The 15,695-nt window shown below is 68.8% G+C and carries 13 protein-coding genes; 8 read left to right on the forward strand and 5 right to left on the reverse strand.

Annotation, left to right across the window (positions count from 1 at the left end; genetic code table 11):
- The first annotated feature begins 32 nt into the window (after positions 1-32).
- The 4 genes from AC3WQM_RS25520 (at position 33) to hprK (ending at position 4,520) form a co-directional block, all read left to right on the forward strand.
- Positions 33-2,150, forward strand: coding sequence for an ATP-dependent helicase (locus AC3WQM_RS25520; RefSeq protein WP_492682627.1), 2,118 nt, complete (start codon positions 33-35; stop codon positions 2,148-2,150).
- 319 nt (positions 2,151-2,469) lie between these two features.
- The gene (gene hpf / locus AC3WQM_RS25525) at positions 2,470-2,799 is read left to right on the forward strand and encodes a ribosome hibernation-promoting factor, HPF/YfiA family (protein WP_013538898.1); all 330 of its coding nucleotides are present in this window, start codon (positions 2,470-2,472) and stop codon (positions 2,797-2,799) included.
- A gap of 192 nt (positions 2,800-2,991) precedes the next feature.
- On the forward strand, positions 2,992-3,459 hold the full coding sequence (locus AC3WQM_RS25530) for a PTS sugar transporter subunit IIA (RefSeq protein WP_042581318.1): 468 nt from the start codon (positions 2,992-2,994) through the stop codon (positions 3,457-3,459).
- 101 nt (positions 3,460-3,560) lie between these two features.
- A complete protein-coding gene (gene hprK / locus AC3WQM_RS25535; protein WP_062481041.1) occupies positions 3,561-4,520 on the forward strand; it encodes an HPr(Ser) kinase/phosphatase in 960 nt (319 codons plus the stop codon).
- A 59-nt stretch (positions 4,521-4,579) separates the two neighbouring features.
- Here the strand turns inward: hprK and fur are convergent, their stop codons facing one another.
- Positions 4,580-4,999 carry a ferric iron uptake transcriptional regulator gene (fur, locus tag AC3WQM_RS25540; protein WP_056584276.1) on the reverse strand — a complete coding sequence of 140 codons (420 nt, stop codon included), beginning with the start codon at positions 4,997-4,999 and terminating at the stop codon, positions 4,580-4,582.
- Positions 5,000-5,084: 85 nt separating this feature from the next.
- Between fur and AC3WQM_RS25545 the strand changes: the two genes are divergently transcribed.
- The 4 genes from AC3WQM_RS25545 (at position 5,085) to AC3WQM_RS25560 (ending at position 7,831) form a co-directional block, all read left to right on the forward strand.
- Positions 5,085-5,645 carry an outer membrane protein assembly factor BamE gene (locus AC3WQM_RS25545; RefSeq protein ID WP_354345456.1) on the forward strand — a complete coding sequence of 187 codons (561 nt, stop codon included), beginning with the start codon at positions 5,085-5,087 and terminating at the stop codon, positions 5,643-5,645.
- A 176-nt stretch (positions 5,646-5,821) separates the two neighbouring features.
- Entirely contained in the window at positions 5,822-6,622 is an 801-nt protein-coding gene (gene dapB, locus AC3WQM_RS25550; RefSeq protein ID WP_095747406.1) for a 4-hydroxy-tetrahydrodipicolinate reductase, read from the forward strand.
- 27 nt (positions 6,623-6,649) lie between these two features.
- On the forward strand, positions 6,650-7,345 hold the full coding sequence (locus AC3WQM_RS25555; RefSeq protein WP_095743304.1) for a MotA/TolQ/ExbB proton channel family protein: 696 nt from the start codon (positions 6,650-6,652) through the stop codon (positions 7,343-7,345).
- Between the two features lie 15 nt (positions 7,346-7,360).
- Complete coding sequence (locus tag AC3WQM_RS25560; RefSeq protein ID WP_099794719.1) at positions 7,361-7,831, forward strand: ExbD/TolR family protein; 471 nt, start codon at positions 7,361-7,363, stop codon at positions 7,829-7,831.
- Between the two features lie 144 nt (positions 7,832-7,975).
- Here AC3WQM_RS25560 and AC3WQM_RS25565 read toward each other — a convergent pair whose 3' ends face one another.
- The 4 genes from AC3WQM_RS25565 to glgX all read right to left on the reverse strand — a co-directional run bounded on the left by AC3WQM_RS25565 (position 7,976) and on the right by glgX (position 15,483).
- Entirely contained in the window at positions 7,976-10,459 is a 2,484-nt protein-coding gene (locus AC3WQM_RS25565) for a glycogen/starch/alpha-glucan phosphorylase (RefSeq protein ID WP_492682629.1), read from the reverse strand.
- 44 nt (positions 10,460-10,503) lie between these two features.
- Positions 10,504-11,973 (reverse strand): glycogen synthase GlgA, encoded by a 1,470-nt coding sequence (gene glgA, locus AC3WQM_RS25570; protein ID WP_492682631.1) that lies wholly within the window; start codon positions 11,971-11,973, stop codon positions 10,504-10,506.
- An 8-nt stretch (positions 11,974-11,981) separates the two neighbouring features.
- The gene (gene glgC / locus AC3WQM_RS25575) at positions 11,982-13,319 is read right to left on the reverse strand and encodes a glucose-1-phosphate adenylyltransferase (protein ID WP_492682633.1); all 1,338 of its coding nucleotides are present in this window, start codon (positions 13,317-13,319) and stop codon (positions 11,982-11,984) included.
- A gap of 88 nt (positions 13,320-13,407) precedes the next feature.
- Complete coding sequence (gene glgX, locus AC3WQM_RS25580; RefSeq protein ID WP_492682635.1) at positions 13,408-15,483, reverse strand: glycogen debranching protein GlgX; 2,076 nt, start codon at positions 15,481-15,483, stop codon at positions 13,408-13,410.
- Positions 15,484-15,695: the final 212 nt, after the last annotated feature.

Below are 15,695 nucleotides of genomic sequence, written 5' to 3' on the forward strand. Positions count from 1 at the left end.
GGACTGGACGGACATACAGTAAAGTCGTGCCCATGCAGACCCCTGCGTCCCCCGTTCTTTCCACCCCCCCGAAGACGCAAGCCGAGCGCCTGGCCGCGGCGCTCGCCGCGCTCAACGACGACCAGCGCGCAGCGGTCGAGCACGGCGTGGGCGCGGCGGTCGGCGCCGACCACCGGCCGCTGCTCGTGATCGCCGGCGCGGGCTCGGGCAAGACCAGCACGCTGGCGCACCGCGTGGCGCACCTGATCGCGGGTGGCGTCGATCCGCAGCGCCTGCTGCTGCTCACCTTCTCGCGCCGCGCCGCGCAGGAAATGGAGCGCCGCGCGGGCCAGGTGCTGGCGCGCGTGCTGGGCCTGAAGTCGGAGCGCCCGCCGGCGTTGCCGTGGGCCGGCACCTTCCACGGCATCGGCGCGCGGCTGCTGCGCGAGTACGCCGCGCAGATCGGGCTGGACGAGAACTTCACCATCCACGACCGCGGCGACGCCGAAGACCTCATGGGGCTGGTGCGGCACGAACTGGGCCTGTCGTCCACGGTCAACCGCTTTCCGCGCAAGGGCACCTGCCTGTCGATCTACTCGCGCTGCGTGAACACGCGCGCGCCGCTGGCCACCGTGCTGAAAGACAGCTTTCCCTGGTGCGCCGAGTGGGAGGCGCAGCTCAAGGCGCTCTTCGGCGCCTACGTCGAGGCCAAGCAGCAGCAGAACGTGCTCGACTACGACGACCTCTTGCTCTACTGGGCCGAGATGGTCGCCGAGCCCGCGCTGGCCGCGCACGTCGGCGCGCGCTTCGACCACGTGCTGGTCGACGAGTACCAGGACACCAACCTGCTGCAGGCCGAGATCCTGCGCGCGATGAAGCCCGACGGGCGCGGCGTGACGGTGGTGGGCGACGACGCGCAGTCGATCTATTCGTTCCGCGGCGCCACGGTGCGCAACATCCTCGACTTTCCCTCGCAGTTTTCGCAAGAGGCGCGCGTCGTCACGCTGGAGCGCAACTACCGCTCGACGCAGCCGATCCTCGACGTGTCGAACCGCGTCATCGCGCAGGCCGCCGAGCGGCATGCCAAGACGCTGTGGACCGACAAGCCCTCGGCCGGCAAGCCGGTGCTGGTGCTCGTGCCCGACGAGGCCGGGCAGGCGTGCTGGGTGGCCGACAAGATCCTGGCGCACCGCGAGGGCGGGCTGGCGCTGAAGTCGCAGGCGGTGCTGTTTCGCACCTCGTCGCACAGCGCGGCGCTCGAGCTGGAGCTGGCGCGGCGCAACATCCCGTTCGTGAAGTTCGGCGGGCTCAAGTTCCTCGAGGCCTCGCATGTGAAGGACCTGCTCGCGGTGCTGCGCTTCGCGCAGAACCCGCGCGGGCGCATGGCGGGCTTCCGGGTCACGCAGATCATTCCGGGCGTGGGCCCGGCCACCGGCACGCGCCTGCTCGACGCGATGGACCAGGCGGCCGACCCGGCCGCTGCGGTGAGGGACTTCGTGCCGCCGTCGGCCGCGCGCGAACAGTGGGCCGACTTTGCCCAGGCCTACGCCGCCTTGCGCGCGCCGTCGCTGCAGTGGCCGGCCGACGTGGAGGTGGCCATGCAGTGGTACCAGCCGCACCTGGAGCGGCTGTACGAAGACACCTCGGGCGTGCGCCGTGCCGATGTCGAACAGCTGGCGCGGCTGGCGGCCGGCTATGGCTCGCGCGAGCGCTTTCTCACCGAGCTCACGCTCGATCCGCCTGAAGCCACCAGCGACCGGCCCGGTCCGCCGTCGCTCGACGAGGACTACCTGATCCTGTCGACCATCCATTCGGCCAAGGGCCAGGAGTGGAATTCGGTGCACGTCATCAACGTGGTCGACGGCTGCATGCCGGCCGATGTGGCGCAGGGCGCGCACGAACTGGAAGAAGAGCGGCGCCTGCTCTACGTGGCGATGACGCGGGCCCGCGACCACCTGCACCTGGTGATGCCGCAGCGCTTCCACATCACGCAGCAGGCGGCGCGCGGCGACCGGCACCTGTACGCCAACCGCACCCGCTTCATCACGGAGTCCGACCTCGCGGGCTTCGAGCTGCAGACCTGGCCACCGCCGCCGGTGCTGCCGCCCGCGGTGCCGCCGCCGGCCGCGGTGATCGACCTGCGCAACCGCATGCGCGCCGCCTGGCGCTGAATGGGCCGGCCCTGCGGGCGGGAGGGTCACTGCGCGCGGCGCGTGGAAACACTTGCTTCCAATGTGCCGCAAGGGCATGCCACTGCACGGGGGCAGCTATGGAATCAATAGCGGATTAGGGCATGCAATACACCGGCCCGTCACTCGGGCAAGCCCCGGTATTGCAATACCGTGACAGCTTGGGCATAGTGAATCCGACCGCCCCCTTTCTCACCTCTCTCTTCCTCTTCTCCCGTTCTCCCCCAAACCTGTTTCGCCGGCCACGCTTCATCCCGGAGCGCGGTCATTTCCCCAACCGTCAATTCTCAGGAGGTCATTCATGAATTTGACGATCAGCGGTCATCACCTCGACGTCACACCTGCCTTGCGCACCTACGTCACGAGCAAGCTGGACCGGATCACGCGACATTTCGACCAGGTGGTCGATGTCAAGGTGATCCTCACGGTGGAAAAGCAGAAGGAAAAGGAACGCCGCCAAAGGGCGGAGTGCAACATTCACGTCAAGGGCAATGACATGTTCGCGGAATCGAGCCACGCTGATCTGTACGCCGCGGTCGATGAGCTGGTCGACAAGCTCGACCGCCAGGTGGTCCGCCACAAGGATCGCCTGCAGGACCACCATCACGTGGCGCCCAAGCGCGTGATGTAAACGCCGGGCCCCGCGCCCCGCATCTCAGGCCGCCTTCGGGCGGCCTTTTGTTTGTCCGACCACATTGGTGGGGCTTTGCAAGGCCCCCCAGAGGAAGCGACGCCTCTCGGCAACACATGTAGACGAAAGTAATTAGAGGGACTGGGGGTTTTTACCGATGAGGTGCATAATCGCCCCCGCTCTGACCCCACCATGAATCGCCTCGCGTCCATCCTGCCGCCCGCTCAAGTGCTCGTGAGCGTTGACGCCACCAGCAAGAAACGTGCTTTCGAAGAAGCCGGCTTGCTGTTCGAGAGCCTTCACGGCCTGGGCCGTGCCCTCATCACCGACAGCCTGTTCGCGCGCGAGCGCCTCGGCTCCACCGGTCTGGGCCACGGGGTGGCCATTCCGCATGGCCGCATCAAGGGCCTCAAGGCGCCGATGGCCGCGGTGTTCCAGCTGGCGAACCCCATCGGCTTCGACGCTCCCGACGAGCAGCCCGTGGCGCTGCTGATCTTCCTGCTGGTGCCCGAAGCGGCCACGCAGAAGCACCTCGAAATCCTGTCTGAAATTGCCGAGCTGCTGAGCGACGCCGGCCTGCGCGAGCAGATCAAGTCCAGCACCGATGCCGCCGCACTGCACGGCCTCATCGCCGGCTGGCAATCGACCCAGGTCGCCTGAGCGCACGCGCCGGGCGGGCCGCTGCTGATAAGCTGCGGCGACGCTTTTCTCTCCCTCCATCCTGACCAGAATGCCGGCGTCCCGCGCCGGCCGCCGCACGCATGAAGCCGACCGTCATCAGCGCCGATGCCATGTTCGAGGAGTTCCGCGGGTCGCTCCGCTGGGAATGGCTCGCGGGGCTGGGCGCCTCGGAGCGCCAGTTCGACCCCGATGTCATCAGCCGTGCACAGTCGGCCGCCGACCTGGTCGGGTACCTGAACTACATCCACCCGTACCGCGTGCAGATCCTCGGCGCGCGAGAGGTGGCCTACCTCACGCGCGGCAGCAAGGAAGACTGCGTGCGCCGCATCGGCCGCATCGTCACGCTGGAGCCGCCGATGCTGGTGCTGGCCGACGGCCAGGCCGCGCCCGACGAGCTGCTGTCGATCTGCGAGCGCGCCCAGCTGCCGCTCTTTGCCACGCGCGAATCGTCGGCCTTCGTGATCGACCTGCTGCGCGCCTACCTGTCCAAGCACTTCGCCGAGCGCACTTCGATGCACGGCGTGTTCATGGACATCCTGGGCATGGGCGTGATGATCACGGGCGAATCGGGCCTGGGCAAGAGCGAGCTGGGCCTGGAGCTGATCTCGCGCGGCAACGGCCTCGTGGCCGACGACGCGGTCGACCTGTACCGCATCAACCAGAACACCATCGAGGGCCGCTGCCCCGACCTGCTGCTGAACCTGTTGGAGGTGCGCGGCATCGGCCTGCTGGACATCCGCGCGATCTTCGGCGAGACGGCCGTGCGCCGGAAGATGCGGCTGAAGCTCATCGTGCACCTCGTGCGGCGCGACAGCTTCGAGCGCGACTACGAGCGCATGCCCTCGGCGCCGCTCACGCAGGACGTGCTGGGCATCCCGGTGCGCAAGGTCATCATCCAGGTGGTGGCCGGGCGCAACATCGCCGTGCTGGTGGAAGCCGCGGTGCGCAATTCGATCCTGCAGCTGCGCGGCATCGACACCTATGCCGATTTCGTGGCGCGCCACCACAAGGCGATGGAGAGCGGGCGCGACCCGGACTGAGCAAAGAAAAAAGCCCTTCGAAGTGAAGGGCCGCTTTCTGCTTCAGCAGGTCTTCAGCGTCAGCGCTTCTTGACGCAATCGCCGCACAGGCCGTACAGCGACATGGCGTGGTCCTGCAGGATCCAGCCCTTGTCCTTGGCGATCATCTGCTGGCGCCGCTCGATCTCGGCGTCGTAGAACTCCTCGACCTTGCCGCACGAGGTGCAGATCAGGTGGTCGTGGTGCGTGCCTTCGTTCAGTTCGTAGACCGCCTTGCCGCTTTCGAAGTGGCTGCGCTCCAGGATGCCGGCCTGCTCGAACTGCGTCAGCACGCGGTACACGGTGGCCAGGCCGATGTCGGAGTGTTCGTTGAGCAGCACGCGGAAGACGTCTTCCGCGGTCATGTGCCGCTGGCTGCCGGTCTGGAAGATCTCGAGGATCTTCAGCCGCGGCAAGGTGGCCTTGAGGCCGGTGTTCTTGAGTTCGTCGATGTTGGCCATGATGGTTCCTGCGCCCTGGGCTGAGGCCGGGCCTTCAGGCTCGACCGCTACAATGTTCGATCATATCGCTACCCCCTCTTCTCCCATGCCTGCCATCCTCCAACGCCGGCCCTGGTTGCTGGTTGCTGCCATTGCGGCGACGCTCGCCCTCGGTGCCTGCAGCGGTTTCAGCGAACGCACGCGTGGCGCGCTGTCTGCCGTCACCCCCTACAAAGTCGAAGTGGTGCAGGGCAATTTCGTGTCGAAGGAACAGGTCGCGGCACTCAAGCCCGGCATGTCGCGCCAACAGGTGCGCGAGATCCTCGGCACCTCGCTGCTGAACGACGTCTTCCACGCCAACCGCTGGGACTACGTCTTCACGATCCGCCGCCAGGGCGTCGATCCGCAGGAGCGCCGCCTGACCGTGTTCTTCAACGGCGAACTCATGGACCGCTTCGAGGGCGACGAAATGCCCAGCGAAGAAGAATTCGTCGCCACGCTCGACACCCGCCGCAAGAGCGGCAAGGTGCCGCAGCTCGAGGCCACCGAAGACGAGCTCAAGAAATTCGCGCCCAAGGCCGACAAGAAAGCCGACACCACCGGCACCCCGGCAGCCCCCATGCCCGCGCTGCCGGCCGCCTACCCCCCGCTCGAAGCCGCGCGCTGAGCGTGCGCGGCACGGGCTCCGGCGGCGGCCACCCCTCCTGCGGGCGGTGCCCGCCGGACCGGTGGGGTGGCTTTCGTCGGTGTCCATGGCTCCCGTAGGGACTTTTCAACGACCGAATCCCCGTGACTGAACCGACCACCACCCCCACCTCCGATTCTTCTTCCTCCGCTCCCGCGCTGCGCCGGGTGGCGATCGCCGGCGCCTCGGGCCGCATGGGCCACATGCTCATCGAAGCCGTGCGCAACGCGCCCGACTGCCGCCTGGCCGGCGCGCTCGACATTGCAGGCAGCGCCGCACTCGGCGCCGATGCCGCGGCCTTCCTGGGCTTCACCAGCGGCGTGCCCATCGTGGCCGACCTGCGCACCGGCCTGCAGGACGCCCAGGTGATGATCGACTTCACCCGCCCCGAAGGCACGATGGCGCACCTGGCCGTGTGCCGCGAGCTGGGCGTGCAGGCCGTGATCGGCACCACCGGCTTCAGCGATGCGCAGAAGGCCGAGATCGCCGAGATCGCGAAAGACATCGCCATCATGATGGCGCCCAACATGAGCGTGGGCGTCAACGTCACGCTCAAGCTGCTCGACATGGCCGCCCGCGCGATGGCCACCGGCTACGACATCGAGATCGTCGAGGCCCACCACCGCTTCAAGGTCGACGCGCCCTCGGGCACCGCGCTCAAGATGGGCGAAGTGATCGCCGACGCGCTGGGCCGCGACCTCAAGGACTGCGCCGTCTACGGCCGCGAAGGCATCACGGGCGAGCGCGACCCGTCGACCATCGGCTTCGCCACCATCCGCGGCGGCGACATCGTGGGCGACCACACCGTGCTGTTCGCGGGCATCGGCGAGCGCATCGAGATCTCCCACAAGTCGTCCAGCCGCGTGACCTACGCGCAGGGCGCGCTGCGTGCGGTGCGCTTCCTGAGCGGCCAGCGCAGCGGCCTGTTCGACATGTTCGACGTGCTGGGTCTGCGCTAAGCACGCGGACCACAACCAAGGACGCGAATGAGCGTGCTCGAACTGCTGACCCACGGTGACGGCGTCAGCCGTTCGGTGGCCGCGCTGCTGCTCGCGATGTCGATCGCCAGCTGGGTCGTGATCCTCTGGAAAGCCTGGCTGCTGCGCGGCGGCACGCGCGACGTGCTGCGCAGCATCGCGGCCTTCTGGCAGTCGGCCACCCTGGTCGAGGCCGAGCAGAAGCTGCAGGCCTTCGACCGCGCCGAACTCGTGCGCCCCGCCGTGGCCGCATTGCGCCAGGCCGCCACCGAGGCCCCTGGCGGCACATTGGGCGCCACGGTCGACCGCAACCAGCGCCTCACGCGCGTGCTGCGCGGTGCGCTGCACGGCGCGCTGCGGCGCCTGCAGGCCGGGCAGATCCTGCTGGCCACCGTGGGCGCCACCGCGCCCTTTGTCGGCCTGCTCGGCACCGTCTGGGGCATCTATGGCGCCCTCGCGGGCATCGCGGGCCAGACCGGCGGCTTCACCATCGACAAGGTGGCCGGGCCGGTCGGCGAGGCGCTCGTCATGACGGCCTTCGGCCTCGCGGTCGCCATTCCGGCCGTGCTGGCCTACAACGTGTTCGGTCGTGTCGTGGGCCGCGTCGAGGCCGAGCTCGAAGGCTTCGCGCACGACCTGCTCGGCAGCTTCGGCGAAGCGCCAGCACCCGCCGCACCGCCGCCCGCGCGGCCGATGCCCGTTTAAAGCGCCACGCACACCATGGCCTTCGGACGCACCTCACTGGGCAGCAGCGCCGCAGGCGGCGGGCGGGCCATGGGCGCGGGCGGGCAACGTCCGCTGTCCGACATCAACGTCACGCCGCTGGTCGACGTGATGCTGGTGCTGCTGGTGATCTTCATCATCACCGCGCCGCTGATGGCGAGCTCGATCAAGCTCGACCTGCCGCAGACCGACGCGGGTCAGCCCAACGACACGCCGAAGTTCGTGAGCCTGTCGGTCGATGCGTCGGGCAAGGTCTTCCTGAACGACAAGCCCGTGACCGATGAAGAGCTGACCGCCCAGCTCGAAAAGGCCGCCGCCGACAGCAAGGACACCGAGGTGCAATTGCGCGCCGACCAGACCGTGCCCTACGGCAAGGTGGTGGCGCTCATGGGCATCGCGAACAAGGCGGGGTTGAGTCGGATCGGGTTCGTGACCGAGGCCGAAGCGGCGCCCGCAAAACCGCGCTGAGTGGTTTTGCTCCTTCCCCCTTTGGGGGAAGGTTGGGATGGGGGCACAGCGGCATCCGATTCACAGCAGCCGTTCATCGACCGCTGTCGTGCCCCCACCCCAACCCTCCCCCGGAAGGGGAGGGAGAAGTATCGAAAGTCCGGCTCAGCTCAGCACAACCGGCTTCGTGTGCCAGATTTCATGCGCGTACTCCGCGATCGTCCGGTCTGACGAGAACGCCCCCATTCCCGCCACGTTGAGGATCGCCATGCGCGTCCACGCCTCCGCGTCGCGGTACAGCGCATCGACCTCGGCCTGCTTGGCCACGTAGCTCGCGTAGTCGGCCAGCAGCAGGTAGTGGTCGCCCCAGTTCACGAGCGCGTCGTAGATGCCCTGGTAGCGCGCCGGCTCGCCCGGCGAGAACGCGCCGTCGCGAATGGCATCGAGCACGCGCTTGAGTTCGGCGTTCTCCTCGTAGATCTCGCGCGGCTGGTAGCCGCGGGCGCGGATGTCGGCCACCTCGGGCGTGGTGTGGCCGAAGATGAAGATGTTCTCGGGGCCGACGTTCTCGCGCATCTCGACATTGGCGCCGTCGAGCGTGCCGATGGTGAGCGCGCCGTTGAGCGCGAACTTCATGTTGCCGGTGCCTGAAGCTTCCGTGCCCGCGGTGGAGATCTGCTCCGACAGGTCCGCCGCCGGCATGATGATCTCGGCCAGGCTCACGCTGTAGTTCGGCAGGAACACCACCTTCAGCAGCTTGCCCACGCGCGCGTCGGCGTTCACGGTGGCCGCCACGTCGTTGATGAGCCGGATCACCTGCTTGGCCATCGCATAGGCCGACGCCGCCTTGCCCGCGAACACGACCACGCGCGGCACGATGTCGACCGGCGCGCCGCTGGCCTGCGCATCGAGGATGCGGTGATACCGCGCGACGACGTGCAGCACGTTGAGCAGCTGCCGCTTGTACTCGTGGATGCGCTTGACCTGCACGTCGAACATCGCGTCGGTGTCCAGGTCGAGCTTCAGGTGCTCGCCGACCCAGTTGGCCAGTCGCAGCTTGTTCTCGCGCTTGGCATGGCGAAAGGCGCGCACGAAGGCGGGCTGCGCGACCATCGGGCGCAATGCTTCGAGCTGCGACAGGTCGCGCCGCCAGCCTTTGCCGATGCGCTGGTCGAGCAGCGCGGCCAGCGGCGGGTTGGCCTGTGCGAGCCAGCGGCGCGGCGTGACGCCGTTGGTCTTGTTGTTGAAGCGCTCGGGAAAGATCTTCGCAAAGTCGGCAAAGATCGACTGCTTCATCAGCTCCGAGTGCAGCCCCGACACGCCGTTCACCGAATGGCTCGCGAGCACCGCCACGTAGGCCATGCGCACGCGGCGCTCGCCGGTCTCGTCGATCAGCGAGAGGCGGCGCACCAGCTCGACGTCCTGGCCGTGCGTCTGCGTCACGGCGGCCAGGAACTTCGCGTTGATGTCGTACAGGATCTGCAGGTGGCGCGGCAGGATGCGGCCCAGCATCTCGACCGGCCAGGTTTCCAGGGCCTCGTGCATCAGCGTGTGGTTGCTGTAGCTGAACACCTTCTGCGTGTGCGCCCAGGCCGCGTCCCACGCCAGGCCGTGCTCGTCGAGCAGCAGGCGCATGAGCTCGGGCACGGCCAGCACCGGGTGCGTGTCGTTCAGGTGGATGCTGACTTTTTCGGACAGCTGCTCGAAGCTCGTGTGGTTGCGCAGGTAGCGGCGCAGCAGGTCCTGCACGCTGGCGCTGCAGAAGAAGTACTCCTGGTGCAGCCGCAGCTCGCGGCCCGAGGGCGTGGAGTCGTCGGGGTAGAGCACGCGCGAGACGTTCTCGGAGTGGTTCTTGCTCTCCACCGCCGCCATGTAGTTGCCGCGGTTGAAGGCCGACAGGTCGATCTCCTCGGTGGCGCGCGCCGACCACAGCCGCAAGGTGTTGGTGGCCTGCGTGCCGTAGCCGGGAATGATGGTGTCGTAGGCCACGGCCAGCACGTCGTGCGTGTCGACCCAGTCGGCCGCGCCGTAGGGCGCGTTCTTGCCTTCGCGCTTTTGCACATGGCCGCCGAAGCGCACGCGGTAGTTCACCTCGGGCCGCTGGAACTCCCACGGGTTGCCGCGCGTGAGCCAGTAGTCGGGCGTTTCGACCTGCTGGCCGTCGACGATGCGCTGGCGGAACATGCCGTACTCGTAGCGGATGCCGTAGCCCATGCCGGGCACGCCGAGCGTGGCCATCGAATCGAGAAAGCAGGCCGCGAGCCGGCCCAGGCCGCCGTTGCCGAGCGCCGCATCGGGCTCGCGCTCGGCCAGCGCCGCCATGTCGACACCGAAGTCGGCCAGCGCCTCGCGCACGGTGCCGTACAGGTCGACGGCGAGCAGCGCGTTGGTGAAGGTGCGCCCGATGAGGAACTCCATCGAGAGGTAGTACACGCGCTTGAGGTCCTGCGCGTAGTTGGCGCGCGTGGTCGTCATCCAGCGCTCGACGAGCTGGTCGCGCACGGCCAGCGCGGTGGCGTGCAGCCAGTCATCGGGGCTGGCGGCCACGGGGTCCTTGCCGACGGCGTAGATCAGCTTGTTGGCCACCGCGCGCTTGAAGGCGGCAACGTCGCGGTCGGGGTGGTCGTAGGCGAAGTCCTTGATCGTCATGGGGGGCGTTCCCGGAGTGGGTGGTGGGGTGTGGGGCGGGGGCTTCAGGCCAGCGCCCGTTGGTACACATCGATGTACTGCGCCGCCGCCGTGCCCCAGTCGGCCGGGCGCCGCATGGCGTTGCCGCGCACGCGGCGCCAGTCGGGGGCGCGCTCGTACAGCGCGAAGGCGCGGCGCAAGGCGCGGTCGTAGTCGGCGTCCTCGAAGCGCTCGAACACGAAGCCGGTGGCGGCGCCGCTGGCCATGTCTTCCAGCGTGCAGTCGACGACGGTGTCGGCCAGCCCGCCCACGCGGCGCACCAACGGCAGGCTGCCGTACTTCAGGCCGTACATCTGCGTGAGGCCGCAGGGCTCGAACAGCGAGGGCACGATCGTCACGTCGCCCGCGCCGAAGAGCTGGTGCGCCAGTGTCTCGTCGTAGCCGATGGTGACGCTTACCGAGGCGGGCGCCGCCGCCGCGCGCTGGCGGAAGGCTTCTTCGAGCCAGCCTTCGCCGCTGCCCAGCAGCGCGAGCTGGCCGCCCTGCGCGAGCAGCGTGTCGAGGCCGCCGAGCACGAGGTGCAGGCCCTTCTGCTCGGTGAGCCGGCTCACCACGATGAACAGCGGCGCGTCGGGGCGCTCGGCCAGCCCCAGCTGGCGCTGCAGCACCGACTTGCAACGCGCCTTGCCGGCCATGTGGCGGCCCTCGGGCGCCTGGTAGCCCTGCGCCAGCGCGGCGTCGGTGGACGGGTTCCAGACCTGGTCGTCGACCGCGTTGAGGATGCCGCTGAGCACGTTGCTGCGCTGGCGCAGCAGGCCGTCGAGGCCGCAGCCCTGCTCGGGCGTCTGGATCTCGAGGGCGTAGGTGGGGCTCACGGTGGTGAGCTGGTCGGCGAAGTAGAGGCCACCCTTCATGAAGGAGATCTGGCCGTGGTACTCCAGCCCGTTCATGTGGAAGGCCGGCGCCGGCAGGCCGAGCTCGGCGAAGTGCCAGGGCGCGAACACGCCCTGGTAGGCCAGGTTGTGCACCGTGAACACGCTGCCCGTGCGCGGGCCGCCCGCGCGCCGCGCGAAGGCCAGGTAGGCGGGCGCGAGCGCCGCGTGCCAGTCGTGCGCGTGCACGATGTCGGGCCGCCAGCCGGGGTCGAGCCCCTGCGCGAGCTGCGCAGCCGCCCAGCCCAGCAGCGCGAAGCGCCGGTGGTTGTCGCCGTAGGGCTGGCGCGTGGTGTCTTCGTAGGGGTTGCCGGGCCGGTCGTACAGCGCGGGCGCGTCGATCACGTAGGTGGGAATCGGCGGCGCGCCGGCGATGGTGACGTGCCCGGCGCGCAAGCCGAAGCGCTCGCCCCAGGGCGCGGTGAACTCGGCCACCGGCACCAGGTCGCGCACGCCGGCCACGATGGCGGGAAAGCCCGGCAGCAGTGCGCGCGCCTCCTGCCCCGCGGCCATGAGCGCCAAGGGCAGGGCGCCGGCGATGTCCGCCAGGCCGCCGGTCTTCAGGAGGGGAAACAGCTCGGCGCTGACCTGGAGGATGCGCATGGTGTGGATCAGGAAGCGGCCGTGGGAACAGGGTCGGGCGCCAGCCGGCGCAGCATTTCGCGCGTGACCAGCACCACGCCCGTTTCCGTGCGCTCGAAGCGCGCGGCATCGGCTTCGGCGTCTTCGCCGATGACCGTGTCGTCGGGGATCACGCAGCCGCGGTCGATCACCACGCGGTTCAGCCGGCAGCCGCGGCCCACTTCCACGTCGGGCAGCAGCACAGCTTCGTTGATCTCGCAGAAGGAGTGGATGCGCACGCCCGAGAACAGCACCGCGCTGCTGATCTTCGAGCCCGAAACGATGCAGCCGCCCGAGACGATGGTGTTGACCGTCATGCCGTGCTTGCCCTCGCGGTCGAGCACGAACTTGGCCGGCGGCAGCTGCCGCTGGTAGGTCCAGATGGGCCAGTCCGTGTCATAGATGTCGAGCTCCGGGGTGATCGAGGCCAGGTCGAGGTTGGCAGCCCAGAATGCATCAATCGTGCCCACGTCGCGCCAGTAGGCCTTGGCGTCGGGCCCGCGCGAGGCGCGCGTGACGCAGGACATGCTGAACGGATGCGCCAGCGCGCGGCCCTCGGCCACGGCGCGCGGGATGATGTCCTTGCCGAAGTCGTGGCTCGAGTCGGGGTTGGCGTTGTCTTCCTCGAGCAACCGGTACAGGTAGGCCGAGTCGAAGATGTAGATGCCCATGCTGGCCAGCGCCAGGTCGGGGTGGCCGGGCATGGCGGGCGGGTCGGCGGGCTTCTCGAGGAAGCTGGTGATCTGGCGGCCGTCGTCCACTGCCATCACGCCGAAGGCCGTGGCCTCGTGGCGCGGCACCTCGATGCAGCCGACCGTGCAGCCCAGGCCGCGCTCGGCGTGGTCCTTGAGCATGATGGAGTAGTCCATCTTGTAGATGTGGTCGCCGGCCAGCACCACCACGTAGTCGTGCGGCGTGGAGCGGGTGCTGATGATGTCCAGGTTCTGGAACACCGCGTCGGCCGTGCCGCGGTACCAGTGCTCGTCGCCCATGCGCTGCTGCGCGGGCAGCACGTCGACCATCTCGTTGAGCTCGGCGCGCAAGAAGCTCCAGCCGCGCTGCAGGTGGCGCATGAGCGAGTGCGACTTGTACTGCGTGACCACCGCCATGCGCCGGATGCCGGAGTTCAGGCAGTTGGACAGCGCGAAGTCGATGATGCGGAACTTGCCGCCGAAGTACACGGCCGGCTTGGCGCGCCGGTCGGTGAGCTGCTTGAGGCGGGAGCCCCGGCCGCCGGCCAGCACCAGCGCGATGGTGCGGCGGACCAGTTGATGGGCCTGCAGGGGCGCCTGCGGGGCTTGTGCGCCCTGGGTGTTGAGCTTGTCCATCTGTGTCTCCGTTCGTTCGTTCGCTTGTTGAGTTCGTCGTCGTCAGAGTGTCCGCACCGAGTCTGGCACTGCGCCGTGGGCTTGGCTCCTACGTTCTTGCAAGCCAGAGGCTCGAAACCGGCACCTCCACCGCGCGGCCCAGCAGGCGGGGCGCGGCGCGCAGGGCGTCGGGGTCTTCGGCATCGGTCGCAAGGCAGCAGCGCCAGTCGCCATTCGGCAGCGTGAAGGCGACGGGGCCCGGGCCCGCATTCACCAGCACCAGCCAGGCGCCTTCGGCATCTCCGAACAGGATCGCAAGGGCCGTGCCTGCGTGCCAGTCGGCCGGTGCCATCGGCTGGCCGTCGGGGCGCAGCCAGCGCAGGCCCGGTAGGGCGTCGACAGGAGGTTCGGCCGGCCACCAGCGCGCGCTGCGCAGCGCCGGCGCTTCGCGCCGCAGGGCGGTGAGCCGCGCGACGAACGCAGTCAGCCGGGCGCGTTCGCTGGACGGATCAGACAGGCCGATCCAGCCGAGCCAGGTGGTCTCGTTGTCCTGGCAGTAGGCGTTGTTGTTGCCGCCCTGGCTGTGGCCGAGCTCGTCGCCGGCCAGCAGCATCGGCGTGCCCTGGGACAGCAGCAGCGTGGCGAGCAGCGTGCGCTGCAGGCGCGCGCGCATCGTGCGCACGGCGGGGTCGTCGCTCGGGCCTTCGACGCCGCAGTGGGTGCTCAGGTTGTGGGCATGGCCGTCGCGGTTGTCTTCGCCGTTGGCGAGGTTGTGGCGCGACTCGTAGCTCACGAGGTCGCGCAGCGTGAAGCCGTCGTGCGCGGTGATGAAGTTGACGCTCGCGGTCGGTGCGCGGCCATCGTGCGCGAAGCTCGCGCTGGAGGCCGTGAAGCGGTGCGCGAAGTCGCCCAGGCCGGCGGCGCCCTCGCGCCCCTGGCGCAGCCAGAAGCCGCGTTGCGTGTCGCGGAAGCGGTCGTTCCATTCGAGCCAGCCGGGCGGGAACTCGCCGAGCCGGTAGCCGCCGGGGCCGAGGTCCCAGGGCTCGGCGATGCGCAGCGTGCGCGACAGCACCGGGTCTTGCGCCATCGCCGCGAAGAAGGGCGCGCGCGCCTCGAAGCCGCGCTGCGCGTCGCGGCCCAGCACCGGGGCGAGGTCGAAGCGGAAGCCGTCGACGCCCATCTCGCAGGCCCAGAAGCGCAGGCTGTCCATCACCAGCTGCAGCACGCGTGGCTCGCCGAGGTTCAGGCAGTTGCCGGTGCCGGCCCAGTTCTCGTACAGGGCGCGGTCGTCGGGGCGCAGGTGGTAGTACAGGGCGTTGTCGATGCCGCGCAGCGAGAGCGTGGGGCCGAGCTCGTCGCTTTCGGCGCTGTGGTTGTAGACCACGTCGATCACCAGCTCCATGCCGCGCGCATGCACCGCATCGGCCATGGCGCGGAACTCGCTGGCGGGTGTGGTGCCGGGGCGGCCGCTCCAGAAGCGCACCTCGGGGGCGAACCAGCCGATGGTGTTGTAGCCCCAGTGGTTGGTCAGGCCTTTGGCGAGCAGGCGCTGTTCGTCGGCACGGTGCTGCACGGGCATGAGGCTGAGGGTGGTGATGCCCAGGCGTTGCAGGTGGTCGAGGAGGGCGGGTTCTGCGAGGCCTGCGTAGGTGCCTCTGAGCGGTTCGGGAACGCCTGGGTGCTGGTGGGTGAGGCTGCGGATGTGGAGTTCGTAGAGGACGCGGTCTGTGGGGGGGGTGTGGGCTTGGCCTGTTGTTCTTGGGGTATTGGTGGGTGCTGTGACGCGGGCCTTGAGGGCGATCGAGCCGTTGTCTCTGTGGTCGCGTTGGGTGGGGTCTGTGGGGGCGTGGCCCAGGAAGAGGTCGCTGCCGTTGTAGTGGCCGAGGATTTCTCGGGCGTAGGGGTCGAGGAGGAGCTTGGCGGGGTTGAAGCGTTTCCCCTCATGGGGTGCCCACAGGCCGTGGACTCGGTAGCCGTAGATCAGGCCGGCTCTTGCGTTGGGAAGCAGGCCGTGCCAGATCCCGTCGGTGCACTCTGGGAGCGGTAGGCGCTGTTGTTCGTTCTGGCCTGTGCTGTCGAAGAGGCAGAGTTCTACTTTGCTTGCTGTTGGCGCTGCGATTGCGAAGTTGACGCCTTGCTGTGACGGGGTTGCGCCTAAGGGGCGGGGGGTGCCTGGGCTCAGCATGTTGCTTGTGCTCCTGGGCGCTTGTTTTCCGAGGCCGGGACTCGCCCCGGCAGGCGACCTACTTTTCTTTGCTTCGCCAAAGAAAAGTAGGCAAAAGAAAGGCGACCCCACTGTCTGCGACCCTCCGCTTCGCTGCGGGCAACCTGCGGTGCTCGCGTTTCGCGGGGTCTCGCAGAACTCGCTTCGCTCAAACAGCTGCGAGCCCTGATCCG

Source organism: Variovorax sp. FW301-JW7 (assembly GCF_058788795.1).